The 13,054-nt window shown below is 61.3% G+C and carries 9 protein-coding genes; 5 read left to right on the top strand and 4 right to left on the bottom strand.

The window, feature by feature from the left end; translation table 11 throughout:
- Positions 1–15: 15 nt before the first annotated feature.
- The 3 genes from fdhF (at position 16) to VGU25_15115 (ending at position 4,775) form a co-directional block, all read left to right on the top strand.
- The gene (gene fdhF / locus VGU25_15125) at positions 16–3,081 is read left to right on the top strand and encodes a formate dehydrogenase subunit alpha (GenBank protein HEV2578535.1); all 3,066 of its coding nucleotides are present in this window, start codon (positions 16–18) and stop codon (positions 3,079–3,081) included.
- A 222-nt stretch (positions 3,082–3,303) separates the two neighbouring features.
- Positions 3,304–3,759: a DUF1641 domain-containing protein gene (locus VGU25_15120; GenBank protein ID HEV2578534.1), complete on the top strand. Its 456-nt coding sequence runs from the start codon at positions 3,304–3,306 to the stop codon at positions 3,757–3,759.
- A 269-nt stretch (positions 3,760–4,028) separates the two neighbouring features.
- On the top strand, positions 4,029–4,775 hold the full coding sequence (locus VGU25_15115) for a YIP1 family protein (protein HEV2578533.1): 747 nt from the start codon (positions 4,029–4,031) through the stop codon (positions 4,773–4,775).
- Positions 4,776–4,839: 64 nt separating this feature from the next.
- Here the strand turns inward: VGU25_15115 and VGU25_15110 are convergent, their stop codons facing one another.
- The 3 genes from VGU25_15110 to VGU25_15100 form a co-directional block, all read right to left on the bottom strand.
- Positions 4,840–5,676: an alpha/beta hydrolase gene (locus VGU25_15110; protein HEV2578532.1), complete on the bottom strand. Its 837-nt coding sequence runs from the start codon at positions 5,674–5,676 to the stop codon at positions 4,840–4,842.
- A 61-nt stretch (positions 5,677–5,737) separates the two neighbouring features.
- Complete coding sequence (locus VGU25_15105) at positions 5,738–7,045, bottom strand: NAD(P)/FAD-dependent oxidoreductase (GenBank protein ID HEV2578531.1); 1,308 nt, start codon at positions 7,043–7,045, stop codon at positions 5,738–5,740.
- Between the two features lie 35 nt (positions 7,046–7,080).
- On the bottom strand, positions 7,081–8,487 hold the full coding sequence (locus VGU25_15100; protein ID HEV2578530.1) for a CCA tRNA nucleotidyltransferase: 1,407 nt from the start codon (positions 8,485–8,487) through the stop codon (positions 7,081–7,083).
- Between the two features lie 83 nt (positions 8,488–8,570).
- On the opposite strand from VGU25_15100, the gene tsaD reads away from it, so the two are divergent.
- On the top strand, positions 8,571–9,758 hold the full coding sequence (tsaD, locus tag VGU25_15095) for a tRNA (adenosine(37)-N6)-threonylcarbamoyltransferase complex transferase subunit TsaD (protein HEV2578529.1): 1,188 nt from the start codon (positions 8,571–8,573) through the stop codon (positions 9,756–9,758).
- A gap of 106 nt (positions 9,759–9,864) precedes the next feature.
- Positions 9,865–11,355, top strand: coding sequence for a cysteine--tRNA ligase (cysS, locus tag VGU25_15090; protein HEV2578528.1), 1,491 nt, complete (start codon positions 9,865–9,867; stop codon positions 11,353–11,355).
- 6 nt (positions 11,356–11,361) lie between these two features.
- Here cysS and VGU25_15085 read toward each other — a convergent pair whose 3' ends face one another.
- The gene (locus VGU25_15085; protein ID HEV2578527.1) at positions 11,362–13,038 is read right to left on the bottom strand and encodes a glycosyltransferase family 39 protein; all 1,677 of its coding nucleotides are present in this window, start codon (positions 13,036–13,038) and stop codon (positions 11,362–11,364) included.
- Positions 13,039–13,054: the final 16 nt, after the last annotated feature.

Raw genomic sequence — 13,054 nt, 5'->3', positions numbered from 1 at the left:
CGCATCCTAGCCAACATGGACCACGCAAAGTACCACGCCAAGCCGCTGATGAATACGCCCGTCGTCCTCACGCCGGACACGACCATTCAGATAGATGGCAAGTCCATCCCTGCCGAGGCCGGCGAACTTCTCATCGAGGCCGTCAATCGCGCCATGGCAGCCCGCCAGCAAACCTTCCCGCAGGTCTGCTACCTCAAGCCCATGGGCGCCATCGGCTCCTGCGACACCTGCATGGTCGAGCTCAACGGCCAGCTTGCCCGCGCCTGTGAAGCCCGCGTCGCCGCAGGCCAAGTCGTCTTCACCCGTTCCGACCGCGCGGACGTCGCCCAGCGCGACGCCTTCGATCGCCTCCTCCATCACCACGACCTCTACTGCACCGTCTGCGATAACAACAACCAGAACTGCACCGTCCACAACACCACCAAAGAGCTCGCCGTAAAACACCAGGCCCGCAAGTTCGAGCATCGCCCCTATCCGCAGGACCACTCCAACCCCTTCTACCGCTACGACCCCGACCAGTGCATCCTCTGCGGCCGCTGCGTCGAAGCCTGCCAGAACGTGCAGGTCAACGAGACCCTCACCATCGACTGGTCCCGCGAAATCCCGCGCGTCCTCTGGGACGGCACCGAGCAGATCGCCGGTTCCTCCTGCGTCTCCTGCGGCCACTGCGTCACCGTGTGCCCCTGCAACGCGCTCATGGAAAAAGGCATGCTCGGCAAGGCAGGCTATCTCACCTCGCTCCCGACCGAAGCTCTCAACAACATGATCGAAGCCGTGAAAGGCGTCGAGCCCTCCACCGGCTACGAACCCATCCTCGCGCTCTCCGAGATCGAAGCCGAGATGCGCAAGCAGCGCGTCAAGCGCACCAAGACCGTCTGCACCTACTGCGGCGTCGGCTGCTCCTTCGACATCTGGACGCGCGACCGCCACATCCTCAAGGTCGAGCCCGCGCACGGCCCCGCCAACGGCATCTCCACCTGCATCAAGGGCAAGTTCGCCTGGGACTTCGTCAACTCTCCCGACCGCCTGCGCAAGCCTCTCAAGCGCATCCAGACCCCCGACGGCCAACACACTTTCGTCGAAATCGAATGGGACGAAGCACTCGACATCATCGCGGACAAATTCACCAGGATCAAAAAAGAACACGGCCCCGACGCGCTCGCCTTCGTCGCCTCTTCAAAATGCTCCAACGAAGAGAGCTATCTCATGCAGAAGCTCGCGCGCGCCGTCATCGGCACCAACAACGTCGACAACTGCTCGCGCTACTGCCAGACTCCCGCCAGCAAAGGCCTCTCGCGCACCGTCGGCTACGGCGGCGACTCCGGCTCCATCTCCGACATCGAGATCGCCGACCTCGTCATCATCATCGGCTCCAACACCTCCGAGTCGCATCCTGTGCTCGCCACGCGCATCAAGCGCTCGCACAAGCATCGCGGCCAGCGCCTCATCGTCAGCGACCTCCGCAAGCACGAGATGGCCGAGCGCGCCGACCTCTTCATCCGCCCGAATCCATCCACCGACGAAGTCTGGCTCGGCGCTGTAACCAAACACCTCATCGACACCGGCCGCCACAACCAGGCCTTCATCGACAGGTGGGTCAACAAGTGGGACGAGTACCGCGCCTCGCTTGAGCCCTACACGCTCGAATACGCCGAGAAGATCACCGGCATCCCCGTTCCCACCCTGATGCAAATCGCCGACGAAATCGCCTCTGCCGAGCGCGTCTGCATTCTCTGGGCCATGGGCGTCACGCAACACTGCGGCGGCTCCGACACCTCCACCGCCATCTGCAACCTGCTCCTCGCCACCGGCAACTTCAAGCGCCCCGGCACCGGCGCCTATCCTCTGCGCGGCCACAACAACGTGCAGGGCACGAGCGACTTCGGGTCCATGCCCGACGTCTTCTCCGGCTATCAGAAGGTCGACAACGAAGAGATTCGCGCCAAGTTCGAAGCCGCCTGGGGCGTCACCCTGCCCACCACCAAAGGCCACGACAATCGCGAGATGATCGAGGCCATCCACCAGGGCAAACTCAAATCGCTCTATATCACCGGCGAGGACACCATCACCTCCGACGCCAACGCCAACGACGTCGCCGAGGCCTTCGGCAAGCTCGACTTCCTCCTCGTCCAGGACATCTTCTTCTCCGAAACCTGCCGCTTCGCCGACCTCGTCCTTCCCGCCTCACCCTCGCTCGAAAAAGACGGCACCTTCGTCTCGACTGAGCGTCGCATTCAGCGCTTCCACAAAGCCTTCGAGCCGCTCGGCCACTCCAAGCCCGACTGGCAAATCTACCAGCTCATCGCGCAAAAACTCGGCGGCGCCGGTGGATGGGACTACACGCATCCGTCAGACGTGATGAAGGAGGTTGCGAGCCTCACCCCAACATTTGCAGGCGTCACCTACGAGCGCCTCGAAGACTACAAGACTCTGCAATGGCCCGTCGCCAAGGATGGCACCGACCAGCCGCTGCTCTACGCCGGCGAATCGGCCTTCCCCTTCCCCGATGGCAAAGCCAACTTCCACCCGCTTGAGTACATCGCTCCCAGCGAGGAACAAAACGAGACATACGATCTGCACGTCAACAACGGCCGCCTCCTCGAGCACTTCGAGCAAGGCAATCTCAGCTATCGCGTTCCAGGCATCAAGGAGATCACGCCCGAAGTCTTTGTCGAGGTCTCCCCAGAACTTGCACAGGAGCGCGGACTTGAGTCAGGGCAGTACGTCCAGCTCGAAAGCCCCTACGGCTTCGTCCGCGTCAAAGTGCTGGTCACGCATCGCGTCACCGGCAAGCAGATGTACATGCCGATGAACTCGATCTCGGAACCCGTGAACAAGATGACCAGTTCGCACCTCGATCGCGCGACCCACACCCCCGCCTACAAGGAGCTCTCCGTCAAGATGACGGTGCTCCCGGAAAAGGGCGACTCTCCACTGCCGCGCGAAAACTTCCGCTTCGGCACCCGCACACCCACCGACGGCGTCGACGTCGCCGCCCGCCGCTCCCGCGCCGATTATCACGTTCCCGGAACCCGCCCCAAAGACAAACTCGTCCAGATTGAAACGATGAGACCGACGTGAGTGAGGAGTTAGGGGTGAGGAGTGAGGGATCGAAACGCTGGCCTCTACTCTCCTCGCTCCTCAAGCCAGCTGTCATCCTGAGCGGAGCGCGAAGCGCGTAGTCGAAGGACCCCGAGTATGCCGGTACTCCCAGGAACGCTCAACCCTTTTCCACCACGAACCTCACTATCGCTCACCCCTAACCCCTAACCCCTCAATCGCTAACTTCCAAAGGACTTCCCCATGGCACACCAGATCACCTTCAAGCCCGAACCGGTTGATCCGCAAAAAGAGCTCATGAGCCGCATCGAGAACGCACCGCGCGATCACGCCGAGGCGCTGCTCGCCGCCTGGGACCTCCTCGAAGCCTCGCACCAGAAGGGCATCCTCGACCTCGCGCAAGGCGTCATCGGCGGCCGCGACATCATCGCCGGCAAGCTCGCCGAAGCCGCCAACTCGCCCGATGGCATCAACGTCGCCCGTAACCTCATCGCCCTCGGCCGAATCATCGCCTCCATCGACCCGGAGATGCTCTACAAGCTCTCCCGCGCGCTCGACCGCAACCCTCCTCGCGTGCAGGAGAAGCCGCCCAGCCTTCTCAGCCTCTTCCGCCAGTTCCGCGCCGAGGACACCCGCCGCGGCCTCGCCTACGGCCTCGATATCCTCGCCGCCCTGGGTGCCGCCACCCGCGAACCCTGACCCGAGACCCTATTTAAGAGTGCATCCCCTAGCGGAGATAACTCCCCTGTTCTCAGGATTTTGCGGACACATCAATTCGCAAGTAACTGAAAACAGGGATTTTGCGCGTCACAGCGATTTAGAGGTCCGCCCCTAAGTTCCATCGCATCAAGAATTTGCGCAATAAACGGGGGGAGAGAGGGGTACCCCTCTTGCCACCAGTTTTCACGTCCGCGACCTCCTGGAAGCGCTAAACTTCCTTCAGCCTTCCACACATCCAGGAGACTCCTATGGAGCATGTAGCCGTCGCGTCCGAAGGTAAGCCGCTGTCCCAAGGCGCACGCTTCATCGACGCCTTCATCGCGCCTACAAAAACGTTTACCGACATCCGGCGCAACGCGAGCTGGTGGCTGCCATTCATCATCGTGTGCATCCTGAGCTTTCTGTTTGCGTACACGGTGCTACACAAGATCGGGCTCGCGGGTCTGGTTGATTCCATCATTCACACCAACGCGTCCCTCGCGGACCGCCTGGCTAACGCCCCGCCCGACCAAGCCGCCCGCATCCGTTCCAGCATCGAGATGCAGTTTCGGTTCATGTACCTTGCGCCGCTGATTCTTATCGTCGTGGGCCTCATCGTCTCCGGCATTTTCCTCGCCACCGCAAACTTCGCCTTCGGCGGCAGGACAAACTACAAGCAGATGCTCGCGGTATGGTTCTACGGCACACTGCCGCTGATTTTCATATCCATCCTGACCATCATTACGCTGTTCGCCGGCATGCAGAGCGACTCCTTCAATATCAAGAACACCGTCGGCACCAACGTCGGCTACTACCTGCAGGGCGGCAGCTCTCCGCAGTGGCTCATCACCCTGCTCTCCTCCGTCGACATCTTCGCCATCTGGGCCGCCATCCTCCTCACGATCGGCATCTCGATCGTTGCCGGCATTAAGCGCAGCTCCGCCGCGATTATCGTATTCGGCTGGTGGGCGCTGTATGTGCTGGGTCAGACGGCTATTGCGGCAATTACAGGCTGAGGTCACGCGCAGTTCAAAGCACAGAAGCCCGGCATTCGCCGGGCTTCTCTTTTCCAGTTGCTCCTTACTTGCCTTCGAGAAACGTGAGCAGGGCCTCATTGAACTCGGCCGCGTGGGTCCAGTTGCATCCATGCGGGCCGTCCTTGATCACGTGCAGCTTCGCGCCTGGAATCATCTTCGCCGTACGCGCACCTGTCGCTTCAATCGGTAGAATCCTGTCCGAGTCTCCGTGAATCACAAGCGTCGGCACCTTGATCTCTTTGATGTCGTCGCGGAAATCCTCCAGCCACGCATCCACGCAGTTCAGTGTGGCCTGGTATGAAGCGCTTGCAGCGACGTTGAAGTTCGCCTGGATCGCCGGTTTCGAGACGCGGTCCGTGAGCTTGTCCGCATTGAAGAAGTTCTCGACGAACCACTCGAGAAGCACGAACCGATCCTTCTCGATCTTCCGCTTGATGTCCTCAAAGATCGCCGGATCGACGCCCTCGGGATTGCTCCCGCTCTTGCGCAGCGCGGGCGCGATCGATGAGGCGAAGACAGCTTTGGTTACGCGCCCTTCGTTGTAGTCGCCCATGTAACGCGCGACCTCACCACCGCCCATCGAGAAGCCCACAATCGTCGCGTCCTTCAAATCGAGCTTTTCGAGGAGCTCATACGTGTCCTTCGCCAACGTGTTGTAGTCGTAGCCCTCTGCCGGCTGCGAGCTCCTGCCGAACCCTCGCCGGTCATATGTGATGACGCGATATTGCCCAGCGCCCAGCAGCGCGGCCACTTGCCGCTCCCAGGAAGCACCGCTCAGGGGCCAGCCATGAATCAGAACGACAGGACGGCCCGAGCCGTGGTCCTCGTAGTAAAGCCGAATGTCTGCGCTGTTCTCTTTTCCAACGGTAAGAAACGCCATGCGGGTGTTCTCCTTTGCGCCTTTGGATTCAGGAGCCCGGCGGAGAGACGCAAGAATGAGTCTAGCGCGAAGATGTGAATGAGCTGAAAACCTGCTCTGCCGCGCGGAGCCCCGTGCGCAAAGCCGCATGCACAGTGCCCCAATTGCCGGTTGTGTCGGTGTGCTCGCCGGCAAAGAACAGTGTGTCGTGTTCCGGTTCGGTCATCCTGAGCGGACCATCGATCGCGTTCACGGGAATGTATGTGTAGGCTCCGCGCGAAAATGGATCGAGCTGCCAGTCGTTCCTGTGCGTCGCGACGAGAGCATCCCGAAGCAGCTTCTCGGGCAGCTCGAAGACCTGCGCCAGGTCACGGCACGCCTGTTCTCCAAGCCCCTCTTCACTGCGGCCGACGAGTTCGGCCGCGCGCGGTCCGCCCGCCCATCCTGTCAACGCAGCGAGCGCTTCCGGCTCCGGGTGGCGCGTCCACCACACCGGCGGCGAACGCCGATAGGTGAACAGAAAACTCATCGCGCTGAGCGCCTTTTCATTCACGCGCTTGGATTGTTCCCACCAGCGCTCCCGAAAGACCATCGTGAACCGCTCCGCCGAACCCATCGCAAGCCGCCGTGCCTCCGCTATCGCTCGAGGCTCAGGATCGAAGCGAACACCAGCTTCACGGTTTGCAATCTGCAGGACGCCGAGCGGAAGCGTCACAATGCATCGCCGTGCGCGATATTCACCAGTGCTCGTCTTGACGACAACCTCGCCGGCACTCCATCGAACGGATTGGACAACACAGTTCAACTGCAGTTGCGCGCCCGCAGAGCGCACACGATTCGCGAGATACGTCGTGAGCTGCGAATAGCCTCCGCGCAGGTGCCACACGCGGTCGGCCTCAATGCTGTCCTCGGCCCTCTGCTGTAAACCCAACGAGCGCGCACTGATCCGGTTGGCATCTGCCGCGTTGAACCCCTCCACATATCCGAGCAGTGCTCGGTGTTGCTCCTTCGGCACATCGCTGGACGCAAGCCAGTCGGCGAAGCTCATGTCGTCCGGAAGATGAGCAAGCTCAGCCAGCCAGTCAGACTCGCCCGCTGCTGCGTCGTCCTCTTTGACGAGTTGGCCATCGGCATCCTCGCGCAGCATCGCGCCATCGCGCTCTACCGTCTCCGCTCCAGCCTCGTCGATCAGTGCCCAGAGCTTCTCGTCGCGGCCGTGCACAAACTCCGCGCCAAGTTCCACAACGCCTTCGCTCGTCTGCAACGAATAAATGCGACCGCCAACGCGATCTCTCGCCTCAAGCACCAAAGTGCGCAGCCCACGCTCCGCCAGCTCTCGCGCCGCAGCAAGCCCCGCCATGCCCGCGCCAATAACCAACACGTCGACCATTTCCCGAGAAGATTCTCCGCCTGTTTCCGTACTCATCAAGATCTCAGCTGCTCTGCGATTTGCGGCACACCGTACCGTTCGCGAATTAGCTGCAGCGCTTCCTCCCGCGTCCTGACTGAACGCTCAAGCTGTGCATCCTCGGCGGTCGTCAGCATCTCGCGAAACTTCGGCCCTGGACTGTACCCCGCAGCGATCAGATCCTCGCCGGTTAGCAGTAGGCGTGGCCGAATCTCATCCTCACCAAGCTGCTCATAATTCTCCTTCGCGTAGTCATACATCCCGAGCAATCCATGCGAGCTCATCACGTCCGCATAATGCAGTGCGAGGTGCTCATCAAATCGCGGCAGCCGAAGAAACCGCTTCAGTGTGGACTGCTTCATCTTCTGCACATCACCAAACTGCATATGGTGCTTGATGAGCGCAAGGATCTGCGCACACTCTTCATTCGAGAAGCGCATTCGCGTGAGAATCTTTCGCGCGATGGCGACGCCGACATCCACGTGCCCGTTGAAGCGGATGCGATCTCCTGGCCGCGCTGGATCGGGCGGAGTAAACGTGGCAGGCTTGCCGATATCGTGCAGCAGCATGCCCCATGCCAACGTGCAGCTTGCACCCGCCGGCAGGTGCTCGAGCAGCATCAGCGTGTGCACCCAGACATCGCCTTCAGGATGGTACTGCGGCGGTTGCTCCACGCCCTTGAGCCGCGTAACTTCCGGCAACACATGCTCCAGCAAGCCAGTTTCATCCAGTAGTTCAAACCCGCGCCGCGCCGCACCTTCTGTAAGGATCTTCGTCAGTTCATCGCGGATGCGCTCACACGAGACCTGATGAATCGAATCCGCCTGCTGTTGAATCGCGCTGAATGTGCGCGGTTCGATGGTGAAGTGCAATCTTGCGGCGAAACGTACAGCGCGCAGCATGCGCAGCTTGTCCTCAGCGAAACGTAACGATGGTTCGCGGATTGCGCGGATGATGCCGGCCCTGAGATCTTCCTGACCGCCGACAACATCGAAGATGCAATCAGCCAGCGAATCGCCGCGCTCAAACGCCACCGAATCGAGCAGCAAACCATTGATCGTGAAGTCGCGGCGCTGCACATCTTCCGCAGGATCGGTGGAGAACCGAACTGCGTCGGGGCGCCGGCCATCCGAGTACGCGCCGTCGCTGCGGAAGGTTGCAACTTCAGTCGCGGTGCGCTTCCCGTCCAGCTCGTCGATGACCAGGATCACGCCGAAGTGCGCGCCGACAGACTCGGTTCGCGGGAACGTCGCCTGCACGACCTCCGGAGTCGCTGAGGTCGCGACATCGAAGTCCTGCGGAGTTCGATCCAGCAGAAGATCGCGCACGCAACCGCCGGCAAAGTACGCCGCATAGCCGAGCTCGCGCAGCCGCTGCGCAATCGCGAGCGCGGCGCGGTACTCCGGGATGTTGAGGCGAGCCATGTGCTTTGGATGCGCGTCCTGAGCCAACGTATCACCGCCGCCGGCGATCTGTCGTAGCCGCGGGCGCTTGTACGATGGAAAGGGTGCGTGACGGTCTGATTCTCGGAATCGAAAGCTCATGCGATGAGACCTCCGCGGCCGTTGTGCGCAATGGCCGTGAGGCGCTCGCGAATGTTGTCGCCTCGCAGCTTGTGCATGCCGACTATGGCGGCGTGGTTCCTGAGCTGGCGAGCCGCGAACACCTGCGCGCCATCGTTCCCGTTGTGCGCGAGGCGATGCACCGCGCGGGTGTTGGTTATGAGCAGCTTGATGCAGTTGCAGTAACCGAAGGCCCGGGACTCGCAGGCGCACTGCTGGTCGGCATAACGTTTGCGAAAGCCGTCTCGCTGGCGGCCGATCGTCCGCTGATTGGAGTGAACCATCTCGAAGGGCATATTCACGCCGTGCTGATGCAGGCTGAAGAATCCTTGTCGGCGGCGGCGCCGCTGCTCGCGCTCGTTGTCTCCGGCGGACACACGCACCTGTACCTGGCTGATCGCACGCACGATGGAACCTGGAAGTATCGCAATGTGGGGAAGACGCTCGACGATGCAGCGGGCGAAGCCTATGACAAGGTCGCGAAGCTGCTCGGCCTGCCGTATCCAGGCGGCCCGTGGATGGATGCGCTGTCGGCGCACGGCGATCCCACAGCGGTCCCGTTCTCGTTCGCGCAGATCAAGCAGAAATCGAGCGGGCGAACTGCGGTGAAGCTGGCACGAGAAATCGTTTCTCCCCACACCGATGTCCGGCGGTTCGATCTTTCCTTCAGCGGGATAAAGACTGCTGTGCGGCGTTATGTGGAGTTGCAGGAGATGCGTCCGCGCATCGCAAAGCGCGAGAGCAACCTGCGCGCGGCGGGCATCTTCACTGCCAAGCCAGGCAATGAGCAGGCCCGCAACAAGGCGCTAGAGCATCTTGATGCGCAAACACTTGATTTGATCGCCAGTTTCCAGTCGAGTGTGACGGGCTATCTGACCCGGACGACGATGGCTGCTGCCGAGCACTTTGGCGCGCGTGCGCTGATCGTGAGCGGAGGCGTCGCCGCGAACCGCGAGTTGCGCCGCCGGCTAACGGAAGCAGCGGCGCGAATCTCGCTGCCCGTGGAGTTTCCTTCCATTGCGCTATCCACCGACAACGCCGCGATGATTGCTGCCGCGGCATGGCCCAAGCTGCTCGCCGGGCAGTTCGCAGAGGACACACTGGAGCCCACGCCGCAGCTTCGCCTGGGTTGAGACGCGTTCTGGCACGCGCTCAGCTAGAATCGTTAGAGCAACTTACATCGAAAGAGGCCTTCGGGTGCGAGACAGCAAGCAGCATCCCGAGGCACCCGATTTGCGCGTGGCCCTTCAACTTTTCAACACTCTCTCCGGACAGGTCGAGCCTCTCTACGCCGCTGATGGCGATGCATTCCGCTTCTATTGCTGCGGCCCGACGGTCTATGACTACGGTCACATCGGCAACTTTCGCACGTTCGTGCACGTGGATGTTCTGCGCCGCGTCGCGCGCCTGTTCGGGCTGAAGCTGCGTCACATCATGAACGTCACGGATGTTGACGACAAGATCATCCGCAATGCTGCCGCCGCGCAAATGCCGATTGGCGAGTACACAGCCAAGTTTGAGAAGGCGTTCTTCGAGGACATGGAAGCGCTTGGCGTTGAGCGGCCCGAAGGAATTGCCCGCGCTACTGAAAACATCGACGACATGGTCGCGCTCATCGAGCGCCTGGCCGCCGAGGACATCGCTTATCGCGCTGAGGACGGTTCGTGGTATTTCCGCATCGCGCGTTTTCCGGAGTACGGCAAGCTCTCGAAGAAGGACTTCGAAGGCATCGAAGACGGCGCTCGGGTTGATGTCGACGAATACGACAAGGACGCGGCGCGCGATTTCGCTCTGTGGAAGGCGACGAAACCCGGCGAGACCTCGTGGCAGACGTCGCTCGGCGATGGCCGGCCGGGCTGGCACATCGAGTGCTCCGCCATGGCGATGAAGTTTCTCGGCGACTCGTTCGACCTGCACGCCGGTGGCGAAGACCTCATGTTCCCGCACCACGAGAATGAGATCGCACAGAGTGAGTCTGCGACACACAAGTGCTTCGCGCGGCACTGGTTTCACGTGCGCTTTCTCCTCGTGGAAGGCCGCAAGATGTCGAAGTCGGAAGGCAACTTCTACACGCTTCGCGACCTTCTGCTGAAGGGCTATCGCGCGTCGGCGATTCGTTTCCTCCTGCTCAGCGTGCCGTACCGTCACCAGCTCAACTTCACCTTTGACGGCCTGCGTGAATCGACAAATGCTATTGAACGCCTGCGGACGTTCCACGCGCGCATACGCGATGGCCACTGGCCCGACGCTACCGGCGACGCGCAAACCGCCGACGCTATTCGGCTTGGCGACGAAAAGTTTCTCGCCGCACTTGCCAACGATCTGAATACGGCCGAGGCGCGCGCGGCGATCTTCGATGTTCTTCGCGCGGTGAACGCGGCCGCTGATCAGAACAGGCTCACGGCTGCCGACGCGCAGGCTACGCTCGCGATTATGGCGAAGTTCGATGCCATCTTTGCCGTGCTCGAAGACCGCGACGCAGAACTCACCCGCAAGGCGCTGGCATGGGCTGAGGCAGAAGGTCGGCTCAGTGAAGCGGACCCTGCGGTCATTTCCCAGTTCGGCGGCGGAAGCCTGACAGAGGAGCAGATCCAGGCTCTCGTCGACGAGCGCACGCAGGCCAAGCGGCAACGCAATTTTGCGCGTGCCGATGCGATCCGCAATGAGCTCCTAGAGAAAGGCATCATCCTCGAGGACTCAAAGGATGGAGTCCGCTGGAAGCGCAAATAGACGCAGTTACTGGACGCGCTGCAGAATCAGAATCTCGCGATGGAACGGCGGCATCCACCCGCGATACGAAACCGCATCGAACCTCGACGGCCCAAGGCACGGAACCTGTTCGTAGGCGAGAAACAGCTCCGGGTGCACAGCAGGTGTGTGTGGATTGAACAGGGCCTTGCATTGTGGAGGCACGCCAGCCGGCCGATAGGGCCGCGTGTCCACCGATGGCGGATAGTGCACTCGAGGATCGATCACCACGCCGCGCAAGTCAATCTGCGTCATCCCGTCGAACTCATATCCGGCTTCGATCTTTGACCGCGGTATCCCTGCGCGCTCGAGTTGTTGAACCGCCTGCAATCTCGCCCGATGGCTGGCGATCCAGTCGTGTGTTCCGAGAACCGTAAACGCGCCAAGGATGAACAGAACAACCCAGCTGGTCCAAGGCAACGTGGATGAGACACGCTCCTGGTAGAGCCTCAGCAGGAAAATCAGTGCAATCACGATCAACGGCAGCAAATACCGGTCGATAACCATGGCCCAGATTCCACGCGGAATGAGAAGCGCAAGATACGCGGCCGTGAACGGCGCAAACAGCGTAATCAGGTCCCGCCACGAGTGCCGATGCGCGGCACCACTGCGTACGCTTCCCCTTGTTTTGTAGAGCGCGACAACAAAAAGGGCCGTCGTGAAAAGTACGATCGCCGAGCCGATCGCTCTACCTGTTACGCCAAGCGTGGTCGGCGCGACACCGAGCAGCCAGGCGTTCGGAGAATCGAACACATCGAGCTTGTCTATGATGTCTCCGGTCCAGGGCAGAAGACCCTTCTCGGTGAGATGGTACGTAATAAAGCGGCAGACTAAAACGGCGACGATGGAACCCGCAAGCAGAAGCGCCAACTGCCACCACTTCATCCGCCTCAGCGCAACCGATCCCGCGGCAAGCGCAGGCATCAACACGAGGCAGAGGCACAGCAGCGCTGCGAGCAGCGTGCCTGCCAGCTCACGAGCATCCCGCCAGCGAAGCCGGTGCTGAATCAGGAGCTCCGGAACATTGAACGGCTGGTGCTTGAACCACCACATGCACGCGCCGATGAACGCAACGCTCACCAGCCAAAGCGCCACTCCCAACAACAACACGCCACGCCGTCTGCGCAGGATCCATGCGGCGGACGGCACCATCGCCAGGACCGTCACCCATGCGATCTGCCGCGTCGTTCCACCGAGCAGACCGACGATCTCAGCCAACACCAGCCACGAGAGCACAGCTCTTGTGTTGCTCGATTCCATCGCCCGCAAACAGCAGTAAATGCAGGCAACGATTGCGATGAGCCCGCTGATGTCCGTCATGAAGCTTACGGCCATTGGCACAAACAGAGGCGACAATCCAAGCGTCAGCGCACCCAGCGCTGCGGGCCCGCGCTCAAGTCCCACGCGCCGAAATACGGCATGCGTGACCCACACGCATAACGTGGCCAGAACGACCGTTGACACCCTCGTAGCGAAGAAGCTATCGCCGAGCAGCTTTATGAACGGAGCGGCCCAAACGATCTGCGCGCCCAGCATCGCAGTCGCCCAGCCGTTGAATACGAAGTGCCCGGTGTGCGCAAAGATGAAGGCCGTCTTCACATAGGAGAAGTCGTCGATCAGCCCCATCTCCACAAACGGCCGCGAGATCAGAATCGCGGCCAGCACGACGAGGCTGCACAAC

This window comes from Acidobacteriaceae bacterium (assembly GCA_035944135.1).
Classification (GTDB): domain Bacteria; phylum Acidobacteriota; class Terriglobia; order Terriglobales; family Acidobacteriaceae; genus Granulicella.
Note: the sequence above shows the minus strand (reverse complement) of the source record. Positions and strands in the feature narration are given on the sequence as shown.

Excerpts from the sequence above, each read along its gene's own strand:
- VGU25_15115 (HEV2578533.1), top strand. The coding sequence starts at position 4,029 with ATGGAGCATGTAGCCGTCGCGTCCGAAGGTAAGCCGCTGTCCCAAGGC.
- fdhF (HEV2578535.1), top strand. The coding sequence starts at position 16 with ATGGACCACGCAAAGTACCACGCCAAGCCGCTGATGAATACGCCCGTC.
- VGU25_15120 (HEV2578534.1), top strand. The coding sequence starts at position 3,304 with ATGGCACACCAGATCACCTTCAAGCCCGAACCGGTTGATCCGCAAAAA.
- VGU25_15105 (HEV2578531.1), bottom strand. The coding sequence starts at position 7,045 with ATGGTCGACGTGTTGGTTATTGGCGCGGGCATGGCGGGGCTTGCTGCG.
- VGU25_15110 (HEV2578532.1), bottom strand. The coding sequence starts at position 5,676 with ATGGCGTTTCTTACCGTTGGAAAAGAGAACAGCGCAGACATTCGGCTT.
- VGU25_15100 (HEV2578530.1), bottom strand. The coding sequence starts at position 8,487 with ATGGCTCGCCTCAACATCCCGGAGTACCGCGCCGCGCTCGCGATTGCG.